Consider the following 26,086-nt stretch of genomic DNA (forward strand, 5'->3'; position numbering starts at 1 on the left):
AGGAGAGAGGGGCCTCTCCGCGCCGCCGAGGCCACTACAACCAGGATCGAGCGCGATCAGGGAGTGCGGCGGCGGCATATCGCCCAGATGGCGGGCGGTAGGAGCGTGCGCATTCTCGGGGCTGGGTGGTGATCCACACGACTTCGGCGAAACCGGGCTATCCCAGCCGGTTAACAGCCCGACATCGGCGAAGTCGAGTCGATCATGGTGAGGACAGGCCCTCGACGGCTGACCCAGGGGCAGAAGTCGCCCCCGCGCCGGGGGGCGGCTGGGTGCTGTCGTCGGGTCGTGGGCCCGTGTCGAGGGCGGCCAGGATCGCCTCGGCGGTACGACGTCCCACCCCGGGCACCTCGGTGATCTCGTCGACGGTCGCCGAGGAGAGCCGCTTGAGGGAGCCGAAGTGCCGGAGCAGCGCCTTGCGGCGTACCTCGCCCAGGCCGGGGACGTTGTCGAGTGCCGACTCGGTCATCCGCTTGGAGCGGCGCTGGCGGTGGAACGTGATGGCGAAGCGGTGTGCCTCGTCGCGGACGCGTTGCAGCAGGTAGAGGCCCTCGGAGGTGCGCGGCAGGATGACCGGGAACTCGTCGTCCGGGAGCCACACCTCCTCCAGCCGCTTGGCGAGGCCGCACAGGGCCACGTCGTCGATGCCCAGGTCGGCGAGGGCCTGCGCGGCGGCCGCGACCTGCGGGGCGCCGCCGTCGACGACCACCAGTTGCGGCGGGTACGCGAACTTCCGGGGTCGGCCGGTGGTCGGGTCGATCAGGACGCCGACCTGGGGGTCGACCGGGTCCGCCGGGGCACCCGGATCGTCGGCCGACTCCACACCCACCTCGCCCGTCTCGGCTCGAGCGTCGAGGTAGCGGGCGAAGCGGCGACGCAGCACCTCGGACATCGCGGACAGGTCGTCGGTGGCGCCCCGGACGATGAACCGCCGGTACTCACTCTTGCGGGGCAACCCGTCCTCGAAGACCACCATGCTGGCCACCACGTCGGTGCCCTGGATCTGGGAGATGTCGAAGCACTCGATGCGCAACGGCGAGGTGCGCATGCCCAGCGCCTCGCTGATCTCGTCGAGCGCCTTGCCACGGGTGGTCAGGTCGCCGGAGCGCTTGAGCTTGTGGCGGGCCAGCGCGTCCTTGGCGTTGCGCTCGACCGTCTCGAGCAGGGTGCGCTTGTCGCCGCGCTGCGGCACGCGCAACGACACCCGGCTGCCCCGGTGGCTGGTGAGCCAGTCGGCGAGCGCGTCGGCGTCCGTCGGCAGCTCGGGCACCAGCAACTCCCGGGGTACGTCCGCCTCGCCGTGCTCGCCGCCGTACACCTGGGTGCAGAAGTGGTGGACCAGGTCGCCGGTGGTCAGGTCCTCGGTCTTCTCCACCACCCAACCGCGCTGGCCGCGGACCCGGCCGTCGCGGACGTGGAAGACCTGTACGGCCGCTTCGAGGGGGTCGTCGGCGAACGCGACCACGTCGGCGTCGGTGCCGTCGCCGAGCACGACGGTCTGCTTCTCCATGGCCCGGCGTAGGGCGGCTACGTCGTCGCGCAGCCGGGCGGCCCGCTCGAACTCCAACGCCTCGCTGGCCTCGGTCATCTCGCGTTCGATCTTGCGGACCATGGTGTCGGTCTTTCCGGCCATGAAGTCGCAGAACCCGTCGACGATGGCGCGGTGCTCGTCGGCCGAGACGGTGCCGACGCACGGGGCCGAGCACTTGCCGATGTACCCCAGCAGGCAGGGGCGACCGACCTGACCGGCCCGCTTGAACACGCCGGCCGAGCAGGTCCGTGCGGGGAACACCCGCAGCAGCAGGTCGAGGGTCTCGCGGATGGCCCAGGCGTGCGAGTACGGCCCGAAGTAGCGCACACCCTTGCGTTTCGCGCCGCGCATCACCTGGAGTCGCGGGTACTCCTCGTCGAGGGTGACGGCGAGATAGGGGTACGACTTGTCGTCGCGGTAGCGGACGTTGAACCGGGGGTCGTACTGCTTGATCCAGGTGAACTCCTGCTGGAGCGCCTCGACCTCGGTGCCGACGGTGATCCAGTCCACCGACTCGGCGGTGGTGACCATCTGCCGGGTGCGCTCGTGCAGGTTCCAGACGTCGCCGAAGTAGGAATTGAGCCGGCTGCGCAGGTTCTTCGCCTTGCCGACGTAGATCACCCGGCCGGTGCCGTCGCGGAAGCGGTAGACCCCCGGTGACTCCGGGATGGTGCCGGGTGCGGGACGGTAGGTCGAGGGGTCAGCCACGCCACCAAGCCTAGTCCGCACCCCCGACAGCCCCACGCAACCTCTAGATCGACTCGGTTTCCGGGAAGTCGGGGTGTCGCCGTGCCACGAACACCCCGACTTCCCGCAACGCGAGTCGATCAAGCGGCAGACCAGACGCCTCGCCCAGCGGACACCGGCGGCCAGCGGGCCGGATCGGCGAGCAGGGCCAGCAGGCCGGACCAGCAGGCACGGGCGCCGGACGGGCCGCACCGCACGCGTCAGGCCACGGAGACCGCGTCAGGCCAGGAAGATCGCGTCAGGCCAGGGAGATCTGGTCGCCGGTGACCTTGATCTCCTTCGGCGGCAGCGGCTTCTTGGCCGGACCGGCCTTCACCGAGCCGTCCTCGATCGAGAACTTGCTGCCGTGGCAGGTGCAGTTGATGGTGCCGCCGTCGACGTTCGACACGGGGCAGTTCTGGTGCGTACAGATCGGGCTGAAGCCCTTGAACTGGCCGGCCGTGGGCTGGGTGATCACCACGCCCTCGGCGGCGAGGATCTTGCCGCCGCCGACCGGGATGTCGGCGGTGGTGGCCAGCGACTGGGCGTTCTGCCGGTCGCCGCCGCCGGCGTCCCCGGTGCTGGGCACGGCCGGGCCACCGCTGGTGGGTGAGTCGCTGCCGCTGCCGTCGTCGCTGCCGCAGGCAGCCAGGACGACGGCCGCGCCGACCGCCCCGACGCCGGTGAGCAGGGTACGGCGGGTCTGCGTACCCGGTCCGGTCAGCGCCTGATCGTCGCTCATGCCTCGCCTCTCTCTCGCCCAGCGCGCCGGTCCGAAAGCCGGCCACACTTCTCTTTCCACGCGCAACTCTGCCGGATGGTTCACCCCGGCATCCGTGCGACCCCGGCAAAAGGGGCGGGGCGGGTCGTCGCCCGACCCACCCCGCGAGAGTTGCGAAACGCTCAGCGCGCGCCCGCCGGCACCTTGCGGGTCGCCCGCGTCTTGGTCGCGCCGTTGGCCTTGGCTGCCCGGGTGGTGGCCGCCGCCGCGCCCTTGGCCACGCCGTCGAGCTTGAGCACCTGGCGCAGGAACTGGCCGGTGTGGCTCTCGGCCACCTCGGCGACCTCCTCCGGGGTGCCGGTAGCGAGCACGGTGCCACCCCGGTGACCACCCTCGGGACCCATGTCGATGAGCCAGTCGGCCGTCTTGATCACGTCGAGGTTGTGCTCGATGGTGATCACCGTGTTGCCCTTGTCGACCAGGCCTTCGAGCACCATCAGCAGCTTGCGGATGTCCTCGAAGTGCAGACCGGTGGTCGGCTCGTCGAGCACGTAGACCGTGCGCCCGGTGGAGCGCTTCTGCAACTCGGAGGCGAGCTTGACCCGCTGCGCCTCACCGCCGGAGAGCGTCGGCGCGGGCTGCCCGAGGCGGACGTAGCCCAGGCCGACGTCGACGAGGGTCTTGAGGTGCCGGTGGATGGCGGGGATGGCGGAGAAGAACTCGGCGGCCTCCTCGATCGGCATCTCCAGCACGTCCGAGACGGTCTTGCCCTTGTAGTGCACCTCCAGGGTCTCCCGGTTGTACCGGGCGCCCTTGCAGACCTCGCAGGGGACGTACACGTCGGGCAGGAAGTTCATCTCGATCTTGATCGTGCCGTCGCCGGAGCACGCCTCGCAGCGGCCACCCTTGACGTTGAACGAGAACCGGCCCGGCCCGTACCCCCGGACCTTGGCCTCGGTGGTCTCGGCGAAGAGCTTGCGGACGTGGTCCCAGACACCCGTGTAGGTGGCCGGGTTGGAGCGGGGCGTACGGCCGATCGGCGACTGGTCCACGCCGACGACCTTGTCCACGTTCTCCAGCCCGGAGACCCGGGTGTGCCGGCCGGGCACCAGCCGGGCGCCGTTGATCTGGTTGGCCAGCACCGCGTACAGGATGTCGTTGACGAGCGTCGACTTGCCCGAGCCGCTGACGCCGGTGACCGCGATGAGCTGACCCAGCGGGAACGAGACGGTCAGGTTGCGCAGGTTGTGCTCGCGCGCCCCGTGCACCACCAACTCGCGGTCCTTGGTCTGCGGGCGACGCGTCGCGGGGGTCGGGATCGACCGCTTCCCGGACAGGTACGCCCCGGTGATCGACTCCTTGTTCTTCAGCAGCGCCGGCACCGAACCGCTGTGCACGATCTTGCCGCCGTGCTCACCCGCGCCGGGCCCGATGTCGACGATCCAGTCGGCGACCCGGATGGTGTCCTCGTCGTGCTCCACCACGATCAGCGTGTTGCCGAGCCCGCGCAGCCGGATCAGGGTCTCGATGAGCCGGTGGTTGTCGCGCTGGTGCAGCCCGATCGACGGCTCGTCGAGCACGTAGAGCACCCCGACCAGGCCCGACCCGATCTGGGTGGCGAGTCGGATGCGCTGCGCCTCACCGCCGGAGAGCGTGCCGGCCGGCCGGTCCAGGGAGAGGTAGTCCAGGCCGACGTCGAGCAGGAACCGTAGCCGGGCGTTGATCTCCTTGAGGACGCGCTCGGCGATCAGCTTCTGCCGGTCGGTCAGCTCGATGCCGGCGAGCAGGTCGGCGCACTCCCCCACGGACAGGTTGCAGACCTCGGCGATGCTCTTGCCGGCCAGGGTGACGGCGAGCACCTCGGGCTTGAGCCGGGCGCCCCCGCACGCCGCGCACGGCACGTCGCGCATGTAGCCCTCGTACTTGTCGCGGGACCACTCGGACTCGGTGTCGGAGTGCCGGCGCTCGATCCACTGCACCACGCCCTCGAAGCCGGTGTAGTAGGAGCGCTCACGGCCGTACTTGTTGCGGTAGCGCACGTGCACCTGGTCGTCGGAGCCGTGCAGGATCGTCTTCTGCGCCCGTGCCGGCAACGCCCGCCACGGGGTGTCGACGTCGAAGTGCTGGGACTCGCCGAGAGCCTCCAGCAGACGCAGGAAGTATTCCAGGTTGTGCCCGGTGGACCAGGGCTGGATGGCGCCCTCGCGCAGGCTGCGCTCCGGGTCCGGGACCAGCAGCTCCGGGTCGACCTCCTTCTTGGTGCCCAGGCCGGTGCACTCCGGGCAGGCGCCGTAGGGCGCGTTGAAGGAGAAGACCCGGGGCTCGAGATCCTCGATCGCCAGCGGGTGGTCGTTGGGGCAGGCCAGGTGCTCGGAGTAGCGGCGCTCCCGGTCCGGGTCGTCCTCGGGCAGGTCGACGAAGTCGAGCAGTACCAGGCCACTGGACAGGCCCAGCGCGGCCTCGACCGAGTCGGTCAGCCGCTGCTTGGCGCTCGGCTTGACGGTGAGCCGGTCGATCACCACCTCGATGGTGTGCTTCTCCTGCTTCTTGAGCTTGGGCGGCTCGGTCAGCGGGTGGACCACGCCGTCGACGCGCGCCCGGGCGTAACCCTTGGCCTGCAGCTCGGCGAAGAGGTCGACGTACTCGCCCTTGCGGCCCCGGATGACCGGGGCGAGCACCATGAACTTGGTGCCCTCGGCCATCGCGAGGACCCGGTCGACGATCTGCTGCGGGCTCTGCTTGGAGATCCGCTCGCCGCAGACCGGGCAGTGCGGCTCACCGATGCGGGCGAAGAGCAGCCGCAGGTAGTCGTAGACCTCGGTGATGGTGCCGACGGTGGAGCGCGGGTTGCGCGAGGTCGACTTCTGGTCGATCGAGACGGCCGGGCTCAGCCCCTCGATGAAGTCGACGTCGGGCTTGTCCATCTGACCGAGGAACTGCCGGGCGTACGACGACAGCGACTCGACGTAGCGCCGCTGCCCCTCGGCGAAGATCGTGTCGAAGGCCAGGCTCGACTTGCCCGACCCGGACAGCCCGGTGAACACGATGAGAGCGTCCCGGGGCAGGTCGAGACTGACGTCACGCAGGTTGTGCTCGCGCGCGCCACGGATGATGAGTCGGTCGGCCACGGTACGTGTACTCCCGGGTGAAGGTGAAGCGGAGGGTCTGTCCCGCTCTGTGCTGGTTCCGAGCGGTCTCTGCTCTTTTTGAGCGGTCGTGCGGGCGCGGAAAACACGCCTCGGCAACTCTAGCCCCGAGGTACGACAGTTTCCCCCGCCCGCACATTCCCCCAGCTCAGCCCGGTCGGCCGCGCGTCCGGCAACCGTCGGCGCGGGCCTGCGCCGACGGGCACGTGCCCGTCGGCGCGAGCCCGCTCAGTAGCCACCGGGCGACGGTGGGCGGGCCGCCCGACGCCGCGCCGACCGCCAGCCGCCGCGTCGCTCGGCGGCCACCCGCGCCTCGCGCCGCCGGCTCTCGTGCGCCACCTCGCCCTGCAACCGCCGCCAGCTCTCCCAGCGGCGGGTGGACAGCTCACCGGTACGCAGCGCGTCCCGGACCGCGCAGGCCGGCTCGCCGTCGTGCCGGCAGTCGGCGTACCGGCACCCCTCGGCCAGCCCCGCGATGTCGGCGAACGCCCGGTCGAGCCCGGCCACGCCGTCGAGCAGACCGACCGCGCGTACGCCGGGGGTGTCGATCACCGCGCCGCCGCCCGGGATGGGCACCAGGGCCCGCCAGGTGGTGGTGTGCCGGCCCTTGCCGTCGACCCGGCGGATCGCCTGGGTCGGCATCATCACCGCGCCGGCCAGCGCGTTGACCAGGCTCGACTTGCCCGCGCCGGACGGCCCGAGCAGCCCCAGCGTGCGACCCGGCGCGACCTCGGCGCGCAGCGGCGCCAGCCCGGTGCCGCGCTCGGCGCTCACCGGTAGCACCGGCACGCCGGGTGCGACGGCGGCGAGTTGGCGGGCCAGCGCGGTCGGGTCGGCCGCGAGGTCGGACTTGGTCAGCACCACGAGCGGCCGGGCCCCGGACTCGTGGACCAGGGACAGCAGCCGCTCGATGCGGCCGACGTCCGGCTCCGGGTGCACCGGCTCCACCACGGCGGCCGTGTCGAGGTTCGCGGCCAGCACCTGGCCGCTGGCGTCCTTACCGGCGGTACGGCGGATCAGCGCGGCGCGCCGGGGCAGCACGGCACCCACGGTGATCCGGCGGTCCGGCCAGTGCGTGAGCAGCACCCAGTCCCCCGCGCAGGGCAGCGCGGAGGGGTCCTGGGCGGCGGCGGCCAGCACGGACGGGCCGAGGCTGGCGCGGACCGGGCCGTGCGCGGTGAGCACCGTGCAGACTCCCCGGTCCACCCGGGCCACCCGGCCCGGGTGGCGCTCGCCACGTCGGGCGGCGTACGACGCCCGGTCGGCGTCCCAGCCGAGGGCGGTCAGATCGATGGTCATGGCATCCTCATCGGTGTCGAGCGGGTGATGGCGGAACACGCGTGCCACGTCCGGCATGAACACCACCTCCGTCCGACGTCCGAGTGCCGCATGTGACGCCGACGGTAGGGCGCGCCGCGCCGCGCCGAAAGCGATTTCCGCAGCGACGGCGCGACGCCCGCCCGCTAGGGTCGACGCGTGCACAACCGGGCCGTACGAGCGGCCCGGTGACGCCACCGCACGGCCGCCGAGCACACCTCCTGGACCCGGAATGGATGTCGACACGTCATGACCTACAGCGGAGATGTCACCCACGGCGGCCCGCCGGCGGTACGGGAGTTGGCCGGGCTCACGATCAGCAAGCTGTCGGTCGGCCCGATGGACAACAACGCCTACCTGCTGCGGTGCACCGGCACCGGCGACCAGGTGTTGATCGACGCGGCCAACGAGGCGCCCCGGCTGCTGGAGCTGATCGGTGACGGCGGCCTGACCACCGTGGTCACCACCCACCAGCACATGGACCACTGGGTGGCGCTGGAGGAGGTGGTCGCCAAGACCGGCGCGCGGGCGCTGGTGCACGCCGACGACGCGTCCGGGCTGCCGATCGAGGCGGAGCACCTGGCCGAGGGCGACACCGTCGCGGTGGGTGACTGCGCGCTGGAGGTCATCCACATCAAGGGGCACACGCCCGGTTCGATCGCGCTGCTCTACCGCGATCCGGCCGGCACCGCCCACCTCTTCACCGGCGACAGTCTCTTTCCCGGCGGAGTGGGGAACACCGACAAGGACCCGCAGCGCTTCGCCGCGTTGATCGACGACGTCGAGCACAAGCTGTTCGACCAACTGCCGGACGACACCTGGTTCTACCCGGGCCACGGCAAGGACAGCACGCTGGGCGCCGAACGCCCGTCCCTCCCCCAGTGGCGAACCCGAGGCTGGTAAAGCCCTCCCCCCGTCGCTGACCGAAAACCACTGAAGGCCGACACCCCCGGGTCGAACGGTCACACACCGGCGGACCAGGACCGCGACGGGGCGGGGGCCTGCCGTGCCCGGCGCAGGGATCAAGCCTGACCGCCCGGAGCCGGGCACGGCAGGCCCCCGCCCCCCACCGCAACCACTGAGCCAGAAGAGCCAGATCAGCCAGCCAGAGCGAACAGCCGCCGCCGCGCCCCCAGCAACACGACCGAGGCCAGCACCAACCCCACCCCCATGGTCACCAGCAACGGACTGGGCGCCCCCGGCAGCAGCGCGGCCAACGACCGTGACGTGATGCCCAGCGCCAGGTAGAGACCGGCCCAGGCCGTCGCGCCGAGGGCCGCGCAGCCGAGGAACCGCCGGTACGACATCCGCAGGCCACCGGCGGCGAGCGGCAGCAGGGCGTTGAACACCGGCAGGAACGGCGCGACCATCACCATCCGCCCGCCGCCGCGGCTGAGGATCCCTTCGGCCGCGCTCCAGCGTGACTCGCCGATCCAGCCTCCGATGCGACTGCGGCGCAGGGGTTCGGCGTACCGGCGACCGATCAGGAAGCTCAGCGACCAGCCGGCCAGGCACCCGGCGAGCACGGCGGCGAAGGTGGCCAGCCCGGTGGCCGGGCGGCCCACTCCGACCGCGGCGAGGATCGCCACGTCGCCGGGGACGAGGACGCCGAGCAGCGGTACGGCGTCGAAGAGCATCACCAACCCGAGTACGCCCATCAGCACCAGGATGGGCAGCTCTCCGACCTGGGCCAGCCAATGCGTCATGCCTCGTACGCTATGGCCGTCGGGCCACCGTGGACATCCGGTCGCAGCCCTTACCGCCCCCTGGTGTCCACCTCGGGGTCACCCCTGAGAGGGCCGGCGTGTCAGGCGGGTCGCAGCACCCGCACCCGGCGTGGCGACTGGTCCACCGACGGCTCGGTGGTGGGCACCGGGTAGTCGGCCAAGACCAGCAGCCCGTCGACCGGCAGGTACGCCCGGCCGGGGTCTCCGACCAGCACCTCGGCGCCGGAGGCGACGGCCCGTCGCAGGAACGGCAGCATCCGGGCGGCCATCGGACGGCTGTAGAAGACGTCACCGGCGACCACCAGGTCGACGTCGGCACCGTCGCGGTCGAGCAGGTCGTCGCCGTCCACGTGGACGGTGACCCGGTTGGCGCGGGCGTTGACCGTGACGGCCGCCACGGCGTACGGGTCGATGTCGTTGGCGACGACGTCGGCGGCGCCGGCCAGCGCGGCGGCGATGCCCACGAGTCCGGAACCGGCGGCGAGGTCGAGGACGCGACGCCCGGCGGCCAGCTCGGGGTGGTCCAGCAGGTGCCGGGCCAGGGCCTGGCCGCCGGCCCAGGCGGAGGCCCAGTACGGCGGCGTCAAGGCGTGCCCGGCGAGCGCCTCCATGCGGGCCCACCAGACGATCGCGTCCTCGGCGAGGTGCAGGCGCACCTCCGGGACGAACGGGGTCGGCACCAGCCGGAGCCGGTCCAGGCCCGCGCCGGGCGCGTCGATCTCGCGCTCCAGCTCGGACAGCGCGGTGGCTGCGGCACCCCTCATCGGGGCAAGCATGCCGCACGACGAAGCCGTCGGGGCGGCTTTGGCACGCGGGCGACGCGGAGTGTTCATCTGAGTTCGAGCGAAGACCTACGGCACTTCGGCCGGCGGATCGGGGTTTTGCCCGTTACTGTCGAACAGGTACGGGCGACCATCGGTCTAGAGGCCGGTGGTCCGCCGCTTTGAACAGGGAGAGATGCATGGCAACCGGCACGGTTAAGTGGTTCAACTCGGAAAAGGGCTTCGGCTTCATCGAGCAGGACGGTGGAGGGCCGGACGTGTTCGTCCACTACTCCGCCATCGCGACGAGCGGCTACCGGGAGCTCAACGAGGGCCAGAAGGTCGAGTTCGAGGTGACCCAGGGCCAGAAGGGCCCGCAGGCGGACAACGTCCGCCCGATGTAGCTCCGTGCCGGTGACGGCGGTCGGTTTCCGGCCGCCGTCGCAGTGCACTCACGACGCTGCCGCGGCGGCGGGCAGGTCCCGCCGCCGCCGGAGCGGCCCGATCAGCAGGATCAACGGGGTGAGCGCCGACCAGGCCGTCATCACGGTGATCGCGGTGCCGACGCCGTACCGCGCGCCGAGCGCCCCGGCCAGCACGGCGGCCAGCGGTATGGTGCCGTAGTTGAGTAGCTGCATGCTCACCGTCACGCGTCCGAGCAGGTGGTGCGGCGTGTACGTCTGCCGGAACGCGCCCTTGACCACGTTGCCGATGGCGACTCCGAGGCTGAGGAGCACGCCGCCGAGCGCCGGCCAGAGCAGTCCGACTCCGGGCCCGGCCAACGGGATGAGCAGGGCGGGCGGGCCGGTGAGCGCCGCCCCGACGAGCAGGGCACGGGCGCTGCCGAAGCGCCGGGCCACCGCGGTCGCCAGCAGCGCGCCGACGATGCCCCCGATACTCATCACGCCGACGAGCACGCCCACCACACCCGGTGCGAGTCGTAGCTCGCGGACCAGGAACACGACCAGGACCGCCTGGTAGCCGGTCAGACCGATGTTGCTGGCGGCGCCGTAGAGAGTCAGGACCCGCAGGTACGGGTCACCGACGACGAAGCGCAGCCCATCGGCCATGTCCCGGCGCAGCGACCGGGTTCGGTCCCGCCGCCCGGGGCGCGGCTCGGCGGTGCGGATCCGCAGCAGGAACAGCGCGGAGAGCAGGAAGGTCAGCGCGTCCAGCAGCAGCGCGGCGACCGCCCCGACGAGTTGGGCGATGAGGCCCGCGAGGCCGGGCCCGACGACGTAGCTCGCCGTCTGGGTGGCCTGGAGCTTCGCGTTGCCGTCGGGCAGTTGCTCGGGTCGCAGCAGCACCGGCAGGTAGACCTGGTCGGCGGTCTCGAAGAAGACCCGTGCCACGCCCGCGCCGAGGGCCACCAGCAGCAGTTGGGTGACGGTGAGACGGCCCAGCAGGGCGGCCATCGGCACGCTGAGGAAGGCGAGCGCGCAGATCAGGTCGCAGACCACCATGAGTGGCCGGCGCGGCAGCCGGTCCACCCACGCGCCGGCCGGCAGGCCGATCAGCAGCCAGGGCAGCCAGGCGGCGGCGGTGAGGAACGCGACCTGGAAGGTGCTGGCGTCGAGCACGGCGACCGCCACCAGGGGCAGTGCGACGACGGTGATGTTGCTGCCGATGCTGCTGACCGTCTGACCGGCCCAGAGCAGGCGGAAGTCGCGGTGCCGCAGCAGCCCGCCGACCGGTCGGACCGGCGCGGGACCGATGCGGGTGGCCGCCGTCACGGTCGGGCCGGTACGCCGTGGACGAACACGAACACCGGGTGGCGCTCGGCGTCGTCGTCGGACCGCTCGCGCTCCTCCCAGCGGGCCAGCAGGGCGTTGATCTCGGCACCCAGCTCGTCCAGCTCGTCGGGCGTGAGGTGCAGCCACCGGTCGGAGGAGAACGGCGCGTCGCCCCAGAGGGCCTGCGCCGTCTCCTCGGCGGCGTGCCAGGCGCGCGCCAGCGCGACGTGCCGGTCGAGGTTGAGCGAGGTGGCGGCGTCGGCGACGGCGCGGTCGGCGGGGTCGGTGTCGAAGTCGGTCGAGGACCAGCGCACGCCCCGGGCGACGAGTCGCCACCAGCGTTCGCGGCGGTCCCGGGCCAGCTCGGGGGCTTCGGCGACCAGGTCGGCGGCGGCGAGCACCTTGAGGTGGTGGCTGACGTTCGCCGGCGCCTGGTCGGTGCGTTCGGCGAGCATGCCGACGGTCGACGGCCCGTGCACCTTGAACACGTCCATCAGTCGGCGGCGCAGCGGGTGTGCCATGGCCGCGAGGACCCGCGAGTCGGTGACCTGGCGTACGGCGGGCTTCTCCATACCGGCAGCATGACATCAGCAAGAGATATTGCGCAACTCTCATTGCTCAACATCCGTTGCCGACCGCAGCACCCGATGGCGGCGACCCGGTGGGGACGGGCCGCCGCCTCCCGTTCAGGCGACGAGCCGGCGGGCCAGTTCGTCGGCGACCTGCTTGGCGATGGTGGGTGGAATGGCGGCGGCGATCTTCTCCGGCGTCAGCCCGGCCAGCACGCCCTGGACGATGGCCGCCTCGTCGGTGAAGTCCTTCCCGGCCAGCGCGTTGAGCGCGTTCTGCAGGTCGGTGAGCTGCTTCGTCATCGACTGCAGGTTCCAGTTGCCGGCGACCGGGGCGCCGGTGTCGTCCCGACCCTCCGCCAACCGGGTGTAGATCTGTCCGATCGGGTTACGACCGTCCAGCACGGTCAGGTTCTTGTGGACGGTGGCCAGCCAGTTGTGCTCTTCGGGGGTCATGTCGACGTCCTCCAGGAGTCCGATGGAGCTGAGGTAGCGACTGAACAGGGGCCGCTGGTCGCGGCCCGCCTTGATGGCGTCGCGGAAGAAGCTGAAGTGGGTGTGCCAGCGGTGCGAGCCGTCGCCGGTGGTGCGCTTGCCGAGCCGGTCCCACCGCTTCACGGTCGTGCCGTCGGGGCTGTAGATGATTTCGCGGATGTCCCGGGTGTCGGCCGCGTTCGCGGCACACTGGCCCACACACCACACGGAGAAACTGGCCAGGGTGTGCCGACCGCCACCGGAGCGGACGTCGAACTCGCCGACGTCGATCGCCGCCGCGTCCAGGGTCAGTCCGGCCCGGTCCCGGGGTGACTCGACCACCGAGTAGTCGTTCGGGACCACCCGGTCCGAGCCGCAGTGATAGCCGCCCCGGTGGGCCGGGTCGCCGACGATGCCGACCTCCGCCGGATCCAGGTCGTCCGGGCCGGGGGCGTTGTCGAGGTGGGTGAGGAGCAGGCGTCGAACGGCCAACAAATTCTCTGGGGCCCGCGTCATGGGGTCCCCCTCTCAGCTGGGGCGGGGACCGGGCACGACGTCACACCGCGTATGCGGTGTCGGGCTTTGGGCGAGCCCGGTCTGGTGGTGCACGGCGCCGGGCGTTGGCTCAACCATAGCCCGCATCTCCGGTAAATGCCCAGCTCAGGGGCCGTCTGTTCAGTTTGGAGGCGGAGTCGGGGCAGAGTGGACGATCGGCAACAGCAGCGCCGAGGGGTGTGCCGGGTCGTGCAGCACCTGCCGCCAACCGGCACGCAGCATCACCGCCGTACCGAGGGGTTCGCCGGTGCCGGGGTTGCGTGCCCACCGTGGATGGGCGCCGCCGGCGATCTGCACCCGCAGCCGGTGCCCGGCGACGAACCGGTACGCGGTCGGCCAGAGCGTCACCGGGACCCGCAGCACCCCGGACGAGTCGGCGGTGAAGCGGTCGGGCGTCACGCGCACCAGGGCGTCGCACACGTTCCAGGACCGACCGCGCCGGTCCACATCGCACAGCCGCACGAAGACGTCCAGGTGTGGCAGCTCGCTCCGGATGTGCAGCTCGGCGCGTACCGGGCCGATCACCTCGACCGGCTCGACGAGCGGCGCGCTGGTGTAGGTCAACACGTCGGGGCGGGCTTCGACCTGCCGGTTGTCCACCGGACCGGCTCGCTGGGCGACCAACAGCGGCCCACCCAGCGACGGGGTGGGGTCGGCCGGGTCGTACCGGAACTCGTCGGCCGCCGACGCGACCGGGGGACGCACCGCCAGCTCACCGCCCGGATGCAGGTGCCACGCGGTCGCCACGGTCGGCGGCGGCCAGTCCGGCAGGTCCCGCCAGCCACCGCCGCGACCGCCCACGTGCAGCCGGACCGGAGCCGCTCCGGCCCGGCGTTCGTCGTCGGGCGGCCCGTCGAGGTGCTCGTCGAGCCAGGTCAACCCCTCTCGCAGGGCCGCCACGAACAGCCCGGGGCTGCCGTGGGTCCACGGGCCGATCACCAGACGGGGACGGGTGCCGGCGGCGCGCAGGGTGGCGTAGTCGTCGAGTTGGGCGGGCAGGAAGATGTCGTGCCAGCCGGTGACCATGACCACCGGCGCCCGCACGCGGGCCACCCGGTCGGCGAAGACACGCTCGCGCCAGTACGCCGCCTCCGGGGTGTGGTGGCGCAGCCACTCCTGATAGAACGCGATGGTGACCCCGGTGGCCACCCGGTCCGCCTCGGCCAGCGGCAGGTGGTCGAGGGCGGCGGCCAGCCGGGGCTGCCCCCGCTTGAGTTCCCACTGGCGGGCCAGCCACGGCACGGTCTGGGCGTGCAGCAGCTCGGCCCAGGTCAGCACGGTGTCGAGCGCGAACGACTCCCCCGCGTACGTCGAGTCCCGGGTGGCCGAGGCGGTCACCACCGCGACCATGGCGCGCAGCTCCTCGCCGGCGTCGTCGGCGAGCGCCCACTGGGCGAAGCCCTGGTAGCTGACGCCGAACATGGCGAACGCCCCGGACCACCAGGGCTGGCGGCGCAGCCAGTCGAGGGTGTCGAGCCCGTCGGCGCGCTCGTGCACCAGCGGGGCGAAGGTGCCGCCGGAGCCGCCGGTGCCCCGGCAGGACTGGATCACGGCGTGCCGGCCCCGGGCGGCGAGCAACCGGCCGAGCAGCCGCAACGGACCACCCCGGCCGTACGGGGTGCGGATCAGCACGGCCGGCGCGGTTGGGCAGTGCGGCGCGTAGTGGTCGGTGCGCAGCGCCACGCCGTCCCGGGCGCGGACCGGGATGTCCCGGGTGACCCGGACCGGGCGGGGACGCACCGCGGGCAGCCGCAGCGCGGCGGCGGCGAGGCGGGCGACGAGCCGGCCGGGCACGGTCAGCCCGTCGTCCGGTGGGTGGCCCCGGGCCGGGCGGCACGGACCGCGTCACGGTGCGCCCGCAGCGACTGACCCATCTCGGCCAGGAACCGGTGCACCACCTCCAGCTCGTCGTCGTCGAAGCGGTCCATCACCGTGTCGGTCCGGGCGCCCAGCGGCCGGAAGAACTCCATCGCGAGGGCGGCGCCCTGGTCGGCGTAGTGCAGCAGCACCTTGCGCCGGTCGGTGGTGTCCCGGTCGCGGCGGATGTGCCCGGCCCGTTCCAGGCGGTCGATCAGGGCGGTGACCGAGCCGGAGGACAGGTTGAGCTGCTCACCGAGGCGGCCGGGGGTGATCGGGTCGCCGAACAGTTCGGCGTCCATGACGGCGATCAGCGCGTTCAGGTCGGTCGGGTTGAGGCCGTGCAGGTTGGCGAACGCGTGACCGACGTGCTGGGCGTCCACCGCGTACCGCCGGAGGTTGTTGGTGATCTCGGCGACCAGCTGCTCGCGGCGCGTGTCGCGCCGCCGGTACATGCCGTGAGTCGCCACCTCGCGCCGCTCTCTCCCCATGCCGGTCTCCCGGCTTGCAGCATAGAACAGCCGTCGATAATCTCGGCAATCAAGATACTCGGCACTCGAAAGACCTAGGGGTCAGCGATGTCCGTCTTCACCAGGGTCGCGCGGGGCCGGCTGGCCGCCTGGCTCACCGTCGCCGCCGCGCTCGTCGTCGCCGCGGTCGTCTTCGGTGTCCCGCGGCCGGACAACCCGGCGCCGGTCTCCGCCACCGGCCTCGACGCCACCTGGCAGTCGACCCAGGTGCAACGCCTCCAGGACCAGCTGCCCACCAGCGACGTCCAACCGGCCATCGTGGTCGTCAGCCGCGCGGGCGGCGGAGCGCTGAGCGACGCCGACCGGGCCGCCCTGGCCGCCCGCTCCGGCGACCTGGGCCGGTTCGCGGTGGGCGGTCGGGTGAGCCCGGCGCAGGTCTCCCCGGACGGCACGGTCGCGCTCGTCGCCGTCCCGCTGGACACCGCCGGCGGTCAGGAGGACGTCACCAGGACGGTGGCCGACCTGCGCGGGGCGCTCACGGACCTGCCCGAACCGCTGACCGCCGAGGTCACCGGCGCGCCCGCCCTCACCGCCGACCTGTCGTCGGTCTTCGAGGGCGCCGACGTCACCCTGCTCGCGGTGACCGCCGCCGTGGTCGCGGTGCTGCTGCTGGTCACGTACCGCAGTCCGTTCCTGTGGATCGTGCCGCTGGTCGTCGTCGCCGCGACCGAACAGCTCACCCTGCGCGCGGTGGACACGATCGTGCCGGCCTTCGGCATCAACCTCCAGCAGGGTCAGGTCACCGGCATCGCCAGCGTGCTGGTGTTCGGCGCCGCCACCGACTACGCCCTGCTGCTCATCGCCCGCTACCGGGAGGAACTGCGACGCGAGCAGGACCGCTTCGCGGCCATGCGGTCCGCGCTGCGCCGCACCGCCGAGCCGATCCTGGCCAGCGGCGGCACCGTGGTGCTCGGTGTGCTCACCCTGCTGCTCAGCGAGCAGGAGACGAACCGGGCGCTCGCCGTGGCCTGCGCCACCGGTGTGGTCTTCGCCATGCTCTCGGCGCTGTTCGTGCTCCCCGCCGTCCTGGTGCTCTTCGGTCGCGGCCTGTTCTGGCCGTTCGTACCCCGGGTCGGCGGCCCGGCCCGCGAGGGCCGGCTCTGGGGCCGGCTCGGCGGCATCGTCCGACGCCGACCGGCGGTGGTCGCGGTGCTGTCGACCGTGCTGCTCGGCGGCCTGGCCCTCGGTGGGCTCGGCATCCGCACCGGCCTGTCCGAGACCGAGCAGTTCCGGGCAGCGCCCGAGGCGGTGACCGGCGCGCAGACCCTGGCCCGCGCGTTCCCCGCCGGCAGCACCCAGCCGGTGGCCGTGCTCACCACCCCGGCGGCGGTACGGGCGGTCACCGAAGCCGCCAGCGCCGTGCCCGGCGTCGCCTCGGCCCGACCAGGTGACGCCGGCCAGGCCGTCGCCCAGGTCGACGTGGTGCTGGACGCCGAGCCCGGCACCCCCGCCTCGGACCGCGCGATCGAGGCGCTGCGCGACGCGGTCGCCGCCGTTCCCGACTCCGCTCCCCCGGCCGTCACCGGCGCCGAACCGCCCGCCGGGGCGATCGTGGGTGGCTCGGTGGCCGCCACGTACGACTCCGACGAGGCCAACGACCGCGACCTGCGGCTGATCCTGCCGATCATCCTGCTGCTGGTCGGCGCGGTGCTGGTGCTGCTCCTGCGGGGCCTGGTCGCGCCGGTGCTGCTGGTGCTCACCGTGATCGCGTCGTTCTTCGCCAGCCTGGGCGCGGCGTGGCTGCTCTTCGACCACGTGCTGGACTTCCCGGCGCTGGACAGCGGCGTGCTGCTGCTCGCCTTCGTGTTCCTGGTCGCGCTCGGGGTGGACTACAACATCTTCCTGGTGACGCGGGCCCGCGAGGACGCCCGCCGCGCCGGCACCCGGGACGGCATGCTCTCCGCGCTGCGGGTCACCGGAGGTGTCATCACCAGCGCCGGGGTGCTGCTGGCCGCGGTGTTCGCCGTCCTGGGCGTGCTGCCGCTGATCACGCTGACGCAGATCGGCATCATCGTGTGCATCGGCGTGCTGCTGGACACCCTGCTGGTCCGCACGGTCCTGGTGCCGGCGCTGGCGTTTCTGCTCGGCGACCGCTTCTGGTGGCCGGGCCGGGTCGACGCGCGTCCGGACGCCGACGCCCCGGCGACACCCGAGCCGGTGACCGCGCGGGACTGACCGCCCACGCGACGGGGCGGGGCCGGGAAGCACCCGACCCCGCCGGAGTCGACGTGCTCAGTAGCCCAGGCAGACGCACTCGGTCATCAGCGCCCGCACGTTACGCACGTACGACGGGTTCGGGATGGCCAGCGGCTCGCCCTCCTGCGCCACCGCCCCGTGCCCGAAGTTGTACGCGGCGATGACCGCGTTGAGCAGGCAGGAGTCCAGTTCGGCGGTGCACAGGTCCGCGTCGAGCCGGAAGTCGGACTCGAAGTACATGTCGCCGATGTACTTGGTCAGCCAGGCCAGGTAGTTGGCACCCAGGTAGGCGTTGTCCTGGTAGTCGGCGATGTCGTAGCTCTGGTCGAAGCGCTGGTTCATCCAGGTCGCGGTGCCCGGCATGACCTGCATCAGCCCGACGCCGCCGTCGCAGGCGTAGATGTTGGACTGCCAGCCGCTCTCCTGCCAGGCCGTGGCCTTGACCAGGTTGAGCGGGATCTTGAGGTCGGGGGCCGAGCTGGGCCAGTAGGTCCGGGCGGCGGCAGCGGACAGCGCCGCCTTCACGTCGGCACGGCTCGCCTGCGTGCCCTTGTAGCTGGGCTTGCAGGACGAGGGAGCGGGCTTCGGTGGCGCGGGCGGGACCTTCGTCTCGGTGGGCGCCTTGGCGACCACGCGCGGCTTCGTGGCCGGCGACGTACGTGTCGGCTTCTTCGACGGCTTCGGGGTGGCCGACGCGCTGCGACTCGGGGCGGTGCCCATCGCCGCCACCGCGCTCGGCGACGGGCTCGCCTCGACCGACGGCTCGTCGACCGCCTCGTCGATCGGCGCATCGGTGACCGAGACGGGGGCGGCGGCCTGGTCCTGCGGGCGTTCCCCCTTACCGGCGCAGCCGACCGCACCGCCGGCGAACAGGAGGCCGGCGAGCACGAGCGCGCCCACCCGACCGGCTCGTTGACGCATGGTGGTCCTCCCCGTCGAACAGTCGCCGCAGATTAGCAAGGTTCGACGGACCGGGGTTGCCCCTGCGCCGGGCGTGCCGGACCGCCCGACTGCTCCTGCCCGCCGACCGCACGGTCCCGGGTGGCCCAGGCGACCATGAACACCACCGTCCACAGCACGCCGAGCAGCACCGCCGCCGCCGTACCGCTCGCCGTGTCCACGCCCAGGTAGAGCCGGGCGACGCCGACCCCCAGCACGCCCGCGGCGGCGGCCGTCCACGCCGCCACCGCCGCCGGCCAGCGGGCGTTGCGCGACACCAACCAGGCGAGCGTGCACAGACTCGCAGCGACCACGGCGTTCTGGGTCGGGAACGGGACCGCCTCGTGCCCACCCGGGCCGCCGGGCGTGCCGGTCAACTCGGCCACCACGGCCAGCACCACGAGCGGCACGAACGCGCCGACCGTGCCCACCACGCTCAGCAGGTCGGTACGCAGCGGGCGGCGACGCCACGCCAGTACCGCCGCCACCATCGCCACCAGCACGATCAGCGCCCACCCCCGTACCAGTGACACCACGACCAGGGTGGCGTCGGCGGCGTCCGGAGTACGGCGGGCGGTGAACCAGGCGTCGATCGCCCCGTCCAGCGCCGCCAGTCCGCTGTTGCGCACCACCACGGCGAGCAGGCCGGCGATGGCCAGTCCGGCGGCGAAGAGCAGCAGCAGCCCGACGATCAGGTTGAGCAGCAGCGTCCAGGCCGGTCCGATCCGCATGGCCACCAGGAGGAACAGCACCCCGTAGCGGGCGCTGAGCCAGCGCACCGGCGGCAGCGCGGCGGCCCGCGACAGCAGCGCGCGCGCCGGGTCGGGGTTGCGGCCGAGCCACCGGCCGGCGAGCACCACCCCCAGCAGTCCCGCCAGCAACGCCAGTGCCGCGCCGGTGGCCCGGCCGAGCACCCGGGAGACCGTGTCGTACGACTCACCGGCGAGGTGGCCGAGCAGGATCGAGCCGCCCACCCAGGTCGCCACCCCGGCCAGGTTCCAGACGGCGAACCGCCGGTACGGCATGCCGGCCGCACCGGCGAGCCGGGGCACCAGGGTGCGGGCGAAGGCCACCCACCGCGCGGCGAACACGCCCCGGCCACCCAGGCGGGCGAGCATCGCGTCAGCCCTGCTCCACCGCCCGTGGCCGACCCGGTGACCCAGCCCGGCGCGCAGCCGAGGGCCGTACCGCCGCCCGGCGCGGAACGCCAGCGCGTCGCCGGCCAACGCCGAGACGATCATCGCGAGCAACGCCGGCCCGAGCCGCAAGGTACCGTTGTAGGTGAGGAAGCCGACGAGCAGCAGGGTAGCCTCACCCGGCACCAGCAGGCCGAAGATCACCGCGGTCTCGCCCGCCACGATCAGCGCGGCGACCAGGTAGATCCACAGGGTGGGCAGACCCTGCACCCAGGTCAGCAGGTCGTGCACTCAGGCCCCCGGGACACGGGAGCCAGCATGCCAGCCGGGGGAACGACCGGCACAGCGGTTTCACCATAGATCAGGGGCACCTGGGGGTGACCCCGACGGAGCCTGCGCGAGCGCAGGCGGAAGGATAGAGGGTATGCAGCTTCGCACCGACCTTCGCAACGTCGCCATCATCGCTCACGTCGACCACGGCAAGACCACCCTGGTCGACGCCATGTTGCGGCAGGCCGGCGCGTACGGCGCACGAGGCGAGACGACCGAGCGGGTGATGGACTCCGGCGACCTGGAGCGGGAGAAGGGCATCACGATCCTGGCCAAGAACACCGGCGTGCGGTACCTGCCCGCCGATGGTTCGGACCCGGTCACCATCAACATCATCGACACCCCGGGCCACGCCGACTTCGGCGGCGAGGTCGAGCGCGGCCTAACCATGGTCGACGGCGTGGTGCTGCTCGTCGACGCCAGTGAGGGCCCTCTCCCGCAGACCCGCTTCGTGCTGCGCAAGGCGCTGCGGGCCCGGATGCCGATCATCCTGGTGATCAACAAGGTGGACCGTCCGGACGCCCGGATCAAGGAGGTCGTGGACGACACCTACGAGCTCTTCCTCGACCTGGACGCCGACGAGGAGCAGATCGACTTCCCGATCGTCTACGCCTGCGCCCGCGACGGCATCGCCTCGCTGACCCAGCCGGCCGACGGCTCGGTGCCCGACGACAGCGACTCCCTGGAGCCGCTGTTCCGCACCCTGCTGGACACCATCCCGGCCCCCGCGTACGAGGACGACGCTCCCCTTCAGGCGCACGTCACCAACCTCGACGCGTCGCCGTTCCTCGGCCGGCTGGCGCTGTGCCGCGTCCGGCAGGGCACCATCAGCAAGGGCCAGACCGTGGCCTGGTGCCGCACCGACGGCAGCACCCAGCGGGTCCGCATCTCCGAGATGCTGATGACCGAGGGTCTGGAGCGCAAGCCGGCCGAGACCGCCGGCCCGGGCGACATCATCGCCGTCGCCGGCATTCCGGAGATCATGATCGGCGAGACGCTCGCCGACGTGGAGAACCCGGTGGCGCTGCCGCTGATCACCGTCGACGAGCCGGCCATCTCGATGACCATCGGCACCAACACCTCACCGCTGGTCGGCAAGGTGAAGGGCTCCAAGGTCACCGCCCGGATGGTCAAGGACCGGCTCGACAAGGAGCTGATCGGCAACGTGTCGCTGCGGGTCCTGCCGACCGAGCGGCCGGACGCCTGGGAGGTGCAGGGCCGCGGCGAGCTGGCGCTGGCCATCCTGGTCGAGCAGATGCGCCGGGAGAGCTACGAGCTGACCGTCGGCAAGCCGCAGGTCGTCACCCGGGAGATCGACGGCAAGACCTGCGAGCCGGTCGAGCGGCTGACCATCGACGCCCCCGAGGAGTACCTGGGCGCGATCACCCAGCTCCTCGCCACCCGCAAGGGGCGGATGGAGCAGCTGGTCAACCACGGCACCGGCTGGATCCGGATGGAGTGGCTGGTGCCGGCGCGCGGCCTGATCGGCTTCCGTACCGAGTTCCTGACCGACACCCGGGGCACCGGCATCCTGCACCACGTCTTCGAATCGTACGAGCCGTGGTTCGGCGAGCTGCGCACCCGCAACAACGGCTCGCTGGTCGCCGACCGCTCCGGCGTGGTCACCGCCTTCGCGATGATCAACCTTCAGGAGCGCGGCCAGCTGTTCGTCGAGCCGACCACCGAGGTGTACGAGGGCATGATCGTCGGGGAGAACTCCCGCTCCGACGACATGGACGTCAACATCACCAAGGAGAAGAAGCTCACCAACATGCGGGCCTCGACCTCCGACGAGACCGAGAAGCTGATCCCGCCGCGCAAGCTCTCGCTGGAGCAGGCGCTGGAGTTCTGCCGCGAGGACGAGTGCGTCGAGGTCACCCCGACCGCGGTGCGCATCCGCAAGGTGGTGCTCGACCAGCAGCAGCGCGGCCGGGCCGCCGCCCGCCGCAAGCACGCCAACTGACACATCGACACCGGGCGCGTCGGCCGCTTGCGGCCGACGCGCCCGTTCGTCTCCCGGACCGGGTACGTCCGTGCGACGTCGCCCTCGTCGACTACGGTCACCGGCATGACCTGGGATGATCTCGACGCCTCACTGGACGCGGTGCCGGGTACCGTCTCGGCGTACGTCGGTCGACTCGACGCGCCCCCGACCTGGACCCGCCACGCCCACGCCGGCCACTACGCGGCCAGCACCATGAAGGTGGCGGTGCTGGCGGCGCTGCACCGCGCCGCCGAGGCCGGCACGCTCGACCTGGACGCCGACGTCCCGGTGGTCAACGAGTTCGACTCGGCCCAGCCCGGCGCGCCCCGGTTCTCCTGCGCCCCGCACTACGACAACGACGACGCGGTCTGGGACCGACTCGGCGGTACGGCGTCGCTGCGCTGGCTCGCCGAGCGGATGATCGTACGGTCCAGCAACCTGGCCACCAACCTGGTCATCGGGCACGTGGGGCTGCCCGCGGTGGCCGAGGTGTGGGCCCTCGTGGGCGCCCGCGACAGCGTCACCGGCCGCGGCATCGAGGACTTCGCGGCTCGCGACGCCGGCATCACCAACGTCGTCACCGCCGCCGACCTGGCGGCCCTGTTGGGCGCGGTGGCCCGCGGCGTCACGACCCCCGGCCGCCTCGCCTCGCCGGCCGGGTGCGCCGCCATGCTGGACGTGCTGCTCGCCCAGGAACACCGCGAGGACCTGGCCGCCGGCCTGCCCGCGGGCACCCGCATCGCGCTGAAGAACGGTTGGGTGAGCGGTGTGCGCCACGGTGCCGGCGTGGTGCTGCCCGACGACGCCCCGCCGTACGTGATCGCCGTGTGCACCACCACCGACCTGACCGACGGCGACGACGACGCCTGCGCACTCCTCGCCCGGGTCTCGGCCCGGGCCTGGGCCGCCCGCCATCGGCTCTGAGCCCGACGGGCCTCACTCCAGCAGGTTGGCCCGCAGCGCCCCGACGACCTCGTCGGTCAACCCCAGCCCGTCGCGCAGGTACCCGTCGAACGAGCCGTGCACCCGGCGTACCTCCTGATAGCCGGCGTCGAGATACGCGGCGCGGACCTCCAGCACCGGCAGCACCGCGTCGACGTCCAACGTGGGATGGCGGCGACGCATCGCCTCGACGAGCACCACGCGCAGGCTCTCGGTCAGCGCGTTGTTGCGCAGGTACTCGGCCCGGATCGCCGCCTCGTCCACCCCGAGGGCGGTGAGCAGGATGACGGTGAGCCAGCCGGTGCGGTCCTTGCCGGCCGAGCAGTGGTAGAGCAGCGGCAGGTTCGCCGGCTCGGCGGCCAGGCGTACCGCCGCGCCGAAGTTGCGCCGGGCCGACTCGCCGGTGACGAACCACCGGTAGATCTCGGCCATCGCCCCCGCCGTGCCCTGTCGGGCCAACTCGGCGTACGCGTCGAGGTCGTGCCCGAGCAGCACCGCCGAGACGTACGTGAAGACGGGGTGCTCCGGATCGTGCACCGGCAGGTGCGCGACCGTCGGCTCGCCGGCCAGCCGGTCGGGCGGCGCGACGTCGATCTCCGTGCCGTCGCGCAGATCGAGTACGCACGCTGGGCCCAGCTTCGCCAGCACCGGCAGGTCCTCGTCGGTGAGCCGGCCCAGCGCCGGGGTGCGCACGAGCTGGCCGACGCGGACCCTGCGACCATCGGCGCCGACCAGGCCGCCCAGGTCACGGGCGTTCGGCGCGCCCACCAGTTGCCAGTCCCGTACGACCATCCGGCCCGTCCTCCCGCCGTGTGCCTGCCTATAGGGTGCCCCATATGACGATCTCGGCGGTACGCACCCACCGGGTTTCCGCCCCCTTACACACCCCGTTCGTCACCGCGCTGCGCCGTACCACCACGGTGGAGACGTTGATCGTCGAGCTGGTCGACGCGGACGGCCGGTCCGGCTTCGGCGAGGCGCCGCAGGTGTGGCAGGTCACCGGTGCTTCGGTCGCCGGGGCCGAGGCCTGCGTGCGCGAACTCCTCGGTCCGCTGCTCTCCGGACGCGACCCGGACGACCTGGTGGCCCGCTGCGCCGAGGTGCAGCGGGCGGTGGTGGGCAACGAGGCGGCGAAGGCGGCGGTGGACGTCGCGCTGCACGACCTGGCGGCGCGGCGTTTGGGCGTACCCCTGGCGCGGTTGCTCGGCGGCACGACCCTGCGGGTCCCGACGGACGTCACCCTCGCCGCGGGCGACGCGGTCGACCTGGCGGCGGCCGCGCGCCAGCGGCGGGCCGACGGCTTCGGCGTGCTCAAGCTCAAGGTCGGCACGGACGCGGCCGGTGACCTGGACCGGGTACGGGCGGTACGCGCGGCGGTCGGCGCGGACGTGCGCATCCGGCTGGACGCCAACCAGGGCTGGACGCCGCGCGAGGCGGTCCGGGTGATCCGTGGCATCGAGGACGCCGAGCTGGACGTGGAGCTGGTCGAGCAGCCGGTGGCCCGTTGGGACCTGGACGGGCTGGCCTGGGTCAGCGACCGGGTCTCGGTGCCGATCCTGGCGGACGAGGCGGTCTTCGGGGTCCGCGACCTGGTGGAGGTGATCCGTCGCCGGGCCGCCGACCTGGTCAACGTCAAGCTGGCCAAGTGCGGTGGGCTGCATCCGGCGCGCACGCTCCTGGAGCTGGCCCGCGCGCACGGTCTCGGCACGGTGGTCGGCTCGATGATGGAGAGTCAGGTCGGCATCGGCGCGGCGGCGAGTCTGGTGGCCGCGTACGGCACCACGGCGGTCGCCGACCTGGACGCGGCGTGGTGGCTCGCCTGGTCGCCGGTGCAGGGCGGGATCCGCTACGAGGGGCCGACGGTGGTGCTACCGGACGCGCCTGGCCTGGGCATTTCCGGTCTGACTGAAGTAAAGATGCAGACTCGTGGTTGAGGACCGTCGCTTTTCTTCATAGGGTTTCCCCGGACAGCCGACACGAGCTGGGGGTCGATGTGGAGCTTCAACCGGGCCGCGAGGCCGTCGTCCGGGTCGCGGTGGCGACCCTGTGGTCAGCCCCCGAGGCGGTCCGGCCGGTCGACGGCCCCGCGCTCAGGACCGGCGTCGACATCCCGACCTGGGTTTCCGGCCTGGACACCGACCAGCAGGTCGGCGACTGCGTGTTGAGTCAACTCCTGCTCGGCGAGCGGGTGCTGATCGACGAGCTGCGCCCGGACGGTTGGGCCCGGGTCGTCGCCGTCGAGCAGCCGGCCGCCAAGCTCGATCCCCGCGGTTACCCGGGCTGGCTCCCCGCCGACCAGCTGACCCCCACCGATCCCACCGTCAGCGGCGACCCGCTCGTCGTGGACGCCACCGTCACCGGGCTGCACGCCGCGCCGGACGGCCCGATCGTGCTGCCCGGAGTCGTCGTGGGCACCCGTCTCGTCCCGGTCGGCCCGGCGCGCGACGGCTGGCGGGCGGTCCACGTCCCGGGCCGGGTCGGGCCACTCTGGCTGCCCGACGGGCACCTCGTCCCGCCGCCGAGCGGGCCGGCCAGCGCCGCCGACGCGCTCGCGGTGGCCCAGCGGCTGCTGGACGTGGGGTACATCTGGGGCGGGCTGTCGGCGTACGGCATCGACTGCTCGGGCCTCGTCCACCTGGCCTGGCGCCGGTTCGGGGTGTTCCTCCCCCGCGACGCCGACGACCAGGCCGTCGCGACGACCCCCCTCGACCTGGGCGCGGAGCGCCCCGGCGACCTCTACTTCTTCGCCCGTCCCGGCCGCAAGATCCACCACATCGGCATCGTCACCGCTGTCGCCGACGGCTCGGCGGACCGGCGGATGCTGCACGCCTGTTACCGACGACGGCGGGTGGTGGAGGAGCCCCTGCCGGCCGACCGGACGGCCACCCTGGTGGGTGTGCACCGGGTCTGAC

At 72.5% G+C, this 26,086-nt stretch carries 21 protein-coding genes; 7 read left to right on the top strand and 14 right to left on the bottom strand.

Translation table 11 applies throughout. From position 1 onward, the window contains the following. Nucleotides 1–202: 202 nt before the first annotated feature. The 4 genes from uvrC to rsgA all read right to left on the bottom strand — a co-directional run bounded on the left by uvrC (nucleotide 203) and on the right by rsgA (nucleotide 7,423). Nucleotides 203–2,239, bottom strand: coding sequence for an excinuclease ABC subunit UvrC (uvrC, locus tag ACN269_RS10095; RefSeq protein WP_421472201.1), 2,037 nt, complete (start codon nucleotides 2,237–2,239; stop codon nucleotides 203–205). 277 nt (nucleotides 2,240–2,516) lie between these two features. Then, complete coding sequence (locus ACN269_RS10100) at nucleotides 2,517–2,999, bottom strand: Rieske (2Fe-2S) protein (RefSeq protein WP_396799301.1); 483 nt, start codon at nucleotides 2,997–2,999, stop codon at nucleotides 2,517–2,519. A 161-nt stretch (nucleotides 3,000–3,160) separates the two neighbouring features. Beyond that, nucleotides 3,161–6,106 (bottom strand): excinuclease ABC subunit UvrA, encoded by a 2,946-nt coding sequence (gene uvrA / locus ACN269_RS10105; protein ID WP_421472202.1) that lies wholly within the window; start codon nucleotides 6,104–6,106, stop codon nucleotides 3,161–3,163. A gap of 246 nt (nucleotides 6,107–6,352) precedes the next feature. Then, the gene (gene rsgA / locus ACN269_RS10110; protein WP_421476259.1) at nucleotides 6,353–7,423 is read right to left on the bottom strand and encodes a ribosome small subunit-dependent GTPase A; all 1,071 of its coding nucleotides are present in this window, start codon (nucleotides 7,421–7,423) and stop codon (nucleotides 6,353–6,355) included. 267 nt (nucleotides 7,424–7,690) lie between these two features. On the opposite strand from rsgA, the gene ACN269_RS10115 reads away from it, so the two are divergent. Further along, nucleotides 7,691–8,344, top strand: a complete 654-nt coding sequence (locus ACN269_RS10115; RefSeq protein ID WP_421472203.1) for an MBL fold metallo-hydrolase — start codon at nucleotides 7,691–7,693, stop codon at nucleotides 8,342–8,344. A 194-nt stretch (nucleotides 8,345–8,538) separates the two neighbouring features. Here the strand turns inward: ACN269_RS10115 and ACN269_RS10120 are convergent, their stop codons facing one another. Together ACN269_RS10120 and ACN269_RS10125 are read right to left on the bottom strand one after the other, a co-directional pair. Beyond that, entirely contained in the window at nucleotides 8,539–9,147 is a 609-nt protein-coding gene (locus ACN269_RS10120) for a DedA family protein (RefSeq protein ID WP_421472204.1), read from the bottom strand. Nucleotides 9,148–9,248: 101 nt separating this feature from the next. Continuing rightward, a complete protein-coding gene (locus tag ACN269_RS10125) occupies nucleotides 9,249–9,944 on the bottom strand; it encodes a class I SAM-dependent methyltransferase (RefSeq protein ID WP_421472205.1) in 696 nt (231 codons plus the stop codon). A gap of 185 nt (nucleotides 9,945–10,129) precedes the next feature. Between ACN269_RS10125 and ACN269_RS10130 the strand changes: the two genes are divergently transcribed. Continuing rightward, nucleotides 10,130–10,333 carry a cold-shock protein gene (locus ACN269_RS10130; RefSeq protein ID WP_007072071.1) on the top strand — a complete coding sequence of 68 codons (204 nt, stop codon included), beginning with the start codon at nucleotides 10,130–10,132 and terminating at the stop codon, nucleotides 10,331–10,333. A 48-nt stretch (nucleotides 10,334–10,381) separates the two neighbouring features. Here ACN269_RS10130 and ACN269_RS10135 read toward each other — a convergent pair whose 3' ends face one another. The 5 genes from ACN269_RS10135 to ACN269_RS10155 form a co-directional block, all read right to left on the bottom strand. Continuing rightward, a complete protein-coding gene (locus tag ACN269_RS10135; RefSeq protein ID WP_421472206.1) occupies nucleotides 10,382–11,662 on the bottom strand; it encodes an MFS transporter in 1,281 nt (426 codons plus the stop codon). Next, entirely contained in the window at nucleotides 11,659–12,234 is a 576-nt protein-coding gene (locus tag ACN269_RS10140; RefSeq protein WP_421472207.1) for an ArsR/SmtB family transcription factor, read from the bottom strand. The genes ACN269_RS10135 and ACN269_RS10140 overlap by 4 nt, the downstream gene beginning before the upstream one ends. A gap of 114 nt (nucleotides 12,235–12,348) precedes the next feature. Beyond that, entirely contained in the window at nucleotides 12,349–13,221 is an 873-nt protein-coding gene (locus ACN269_RS10145) for a hypothetical protein (protein ID WP_421472209.1), read from the bottom strand. A 159-nt stretch (nucleotides 13,222–13,380) separates the two neighbouring features. Further along, the gene (locus tag ACN269_RS10150) at nucleotides 13,381–15,054 is read right to left on the bottom strand and encodes a CocE/NonD family hydrolase (protein WP_421472210.1); all 1,674 of its coding nucleotides are present in this window, start codon (nucleotides 15,052–15,054) and stop codon (nucleotides 13,381–13,383) included. A gap of 2 nt (nucleotides 15,055–15,056) precedes the next feature. Next, entirely contained in the window at nucleotides 15,057–15,572 is a 516-nt protein-coding gene (locus ACN269_RS10155) for a MarR family winged helix-turn-helix transcriptional regulator (protein WP_421476261.1), read from the bottom strand. 123 nt (nucleotides 15,573–15,695) lie between these two features. On the opposite strand from ACN269_RS10155, the gene ACN269_RS10160 reads away from it, so the two are divergent. Next, the gene (locus ACN269_RS10160) at nucleotides 15,696–17,822 is read left to right on the top strand and encodes an MMPL family transporter (protein ID WP_421472211.1); all 2,127 of its coding nucleotides are present in this window, start codon (nucleotides 15,696–15,698) and stop codon (nucleotides 17,820–17,822) included. Nucleotides 17,823–17,879: 57 nt separating this feature from the next. On the opposite strand, the gene ACN269_RS10165 is transcribed toward ACN269_RS10160, so the two are convergent. Both ACN269_RS10165 and ACN269_RS10170 read right to left on the bottom strand, forming a co-directional pair. Continuing rightward, nucleotides 17,880–18,764, bottom strand: coding sequence for a transglycosylase SLT domain-containing protein (locus ACN269_RS10165; RefSeq protein ID WP_421472213.1), 885 nt, complete (start codon nucleotides 18,762–18,764; stop codon nucleotides 17,880–17,882). A 32-nt stretch (nucleotides 18,765–18,796) separates the two neighbouring features. After that, nucleotides 18,797–20,209, bottom strand: coding sequence for a VTT domain-containing protein (locus ACN269_RS10170; protein ID WP_421472214.1), 1,413 nt, complete (start codon nucleotides 20,207–20,209; stop codon nucleotides 18,797–18,799). Nucleotides 20,210–20,342: 133 nt separating this feature from the next. On the opposite strand from ACN269_RS10170, the gene typA reads away from it, so the two are divergent. Both typA and ACN269_RS10180 read left to right on the top strand, forming a co-directional pair. Then, complete coding sequence (gene typA, locus ACN269_RS10175) at nucleotides 20,343–22,211, top strand: translational GTPase TypA (protein ID WP_421472215.1); 1,869 nt, start codon at nucleotides 20,343–20,345, stop codon at nucleotides 22,209–22,211. A gap of 105 nt (nucleotides 22,212–22,316) precedes the next feature. Next, nucleotides 22,317–23,156 (top strand): serine hydrolase, encoded by an 840-nt coding sequence (locus ACN269_RS10180; RefSeq protein ID WP_421472216.1) that lies wholly within the window; start codon nucleotides 22,317–22,319, stop codon nucleotides 23,154–23,156. A 12-nt stretch (nucleotides 23,157–23,168) separates the two neighbouring features. Here ACN269_RS10180 and ACN269_RS10185 read toward each other — a convergent pair whose 3' ends face one another. Next, nucleotides 23,169–23,966, bottom strand: coding sequence for a tyrosine-protein phosphatase (locus tag ACN269_RS10185; RefSeq protein WP_421472217.1), 798 nt, complete (start codon nucleotides 23,964–23,966; stop codon nucleotides 23,169–23,171). 44 nt (nucleotides 23,967–24,010) lie between these two features. Here ACN269_RS10185 and ACN269_RS10190 point away from each other — a divergent pair, with 44 nt between their 5' ends. Next, nucleotides 24,011–25,108 carry a mandelate racemase/muconate lactonizing enzyme family protein gene (locus ACN269_RS10190; RefSeq protein WP_421472218.1) on the top strand — a complete coding sequence of 366 codons (1,098 nt, stop codon included), beginning with the start codon at nucleotides 24,011–24,013 and terminating at the stop codon, nucleotides 25,106–25,108. 59 nt (nucleotides 25,109–25,167) lie between these two features. Further along, nucleotides 25,168–26,085 carry an NlpC/P60 family protein gene (locus ACN269_RS10195; protein WP_421472219.1) on the top strand — a complete coding sequence of 306 codons (918 nt, stop codon included), beginning with the start codon at nucleotides 25,168–25,170 and terminating at the stop codon, nucleotides 26,083–26,085. The last annotated feature ends 1 nt before the right edge of the window (nucleotide 26,086 follow it).

It is taken from the genome of Micromonospora sp. WMMD736 (genome assembly GCF_049179015.1).
GTDB lineage: Bacteria > Actinomycetota > Actinomycetes > Mycobacteriales > Micromonosporaceae > Micromonospora.

Bases quoted from the DNA above. Each gene is read 5' to 3' on its own strand.
- ACN269_RS10155 (WP_421476261.1), bottom strand. From the start codon at position 15,572: ATGTACCGGCGGCGCGACACGCGCCGCGAGCAGCTGGTCGCCGAGATC.
- ACN269_RS10180 (WP_421472216.1), top strand. From the start codon at position 22,317: ATGACCTGGGATGATCTCGACGCCTCACTGGACGCGGTGCCGGGTACC.
- ACN269_RS10160 (WP_421472211.1), top strand. From the start codon at position 15,696: ATGTCCGTCTTCACCAGGGTCGCGCGGGGCCGGCTGGCCGCCTGGCTC.
- ACN269_RS10115 (WP_421472203.1), top strand. From the start codon at position 7,691: ATGACCTACAGCGGAGATGTCACCCACGGCGGCCCGCCGGCGGTACGG.
- ACN269_RS10145 (WP_421472209.1), bottom strand. From the start codon at position 13,221: ATGACGCGGGCCCCAGAGAATTTGTTGGCCGTTCGACGCCTGCTCCTC.
- rsgA (WP_421476259.1), bottom strand. From the start codon at position 7,423: ATGACCATCGATCTGACCGCCCTCGGCTGGGACGCCGACCGGGCGTCG.
- typA (WP_421472215.1), top strand. From the start codon at position 20,343: ATGCAGCTTCGCACCGACCTTCGCAACGTCGCCATCATCGCTCACGTC.
- ACN269_RS10140 (WP_421472207.1), bottom strand. From the start codon at position 12,234: ATGGAGAAGCCCGCCGTACGCCAGGTCACCGACTCGCGGGTCCTCGCG.
- ACN269_RS10190 (WP_421472218.1), top strand. From the start codon at position 24,011: ATGACGATCTCGGCGGTACGCACCCACCGGGTTTCCGCCCCCTTACAC.
- ACN269_RS10125 (WP_421472205.1), bottom strand. From the start codon at position 9,944: ATGCTTGCCCCGATGAGGGGTGCCGCAGCCACCGCGCTGTCCGAGCTG.
- ACN269_RS10185 (WP_421472217.1), bottom strand. From the start codon at position 23,966: ATGGTCGTACGGGACTGGCAACTGGTGGGCGCGCCGAACGCCCGTGAC.
- ACN269_RS10120 (WP_421472204.1), bottom strand. From the start codon at position 9,147: ATGACGCATTGGCTGGCCCAGGTCGGAGAGCTGCCCATCCTGGTGCTG.
- ACN269_RS10130 (WP_007072071.1), top strand. From the start codon at position 10,130: ATGGCAACCGGCACGGTTAAGTGGTTCAACTCGGAAAAGGGCTTCGGC.
- ACN269_RS10100 (WP_396799301.1), bottom strand. From the start codon at position 2,999: ATGAGCGACGATCAGGCGCTGACCGGACCGGGTACGCAGACCCGCCGT.
- ACN269_RS10165 (WP_421472213.1), bottom strand. From the start codon at position 18,764: ATGCGTCAACGAGCCGGTCGGGTGGGCGCGCTCGTGCTCGCCGGCCTC.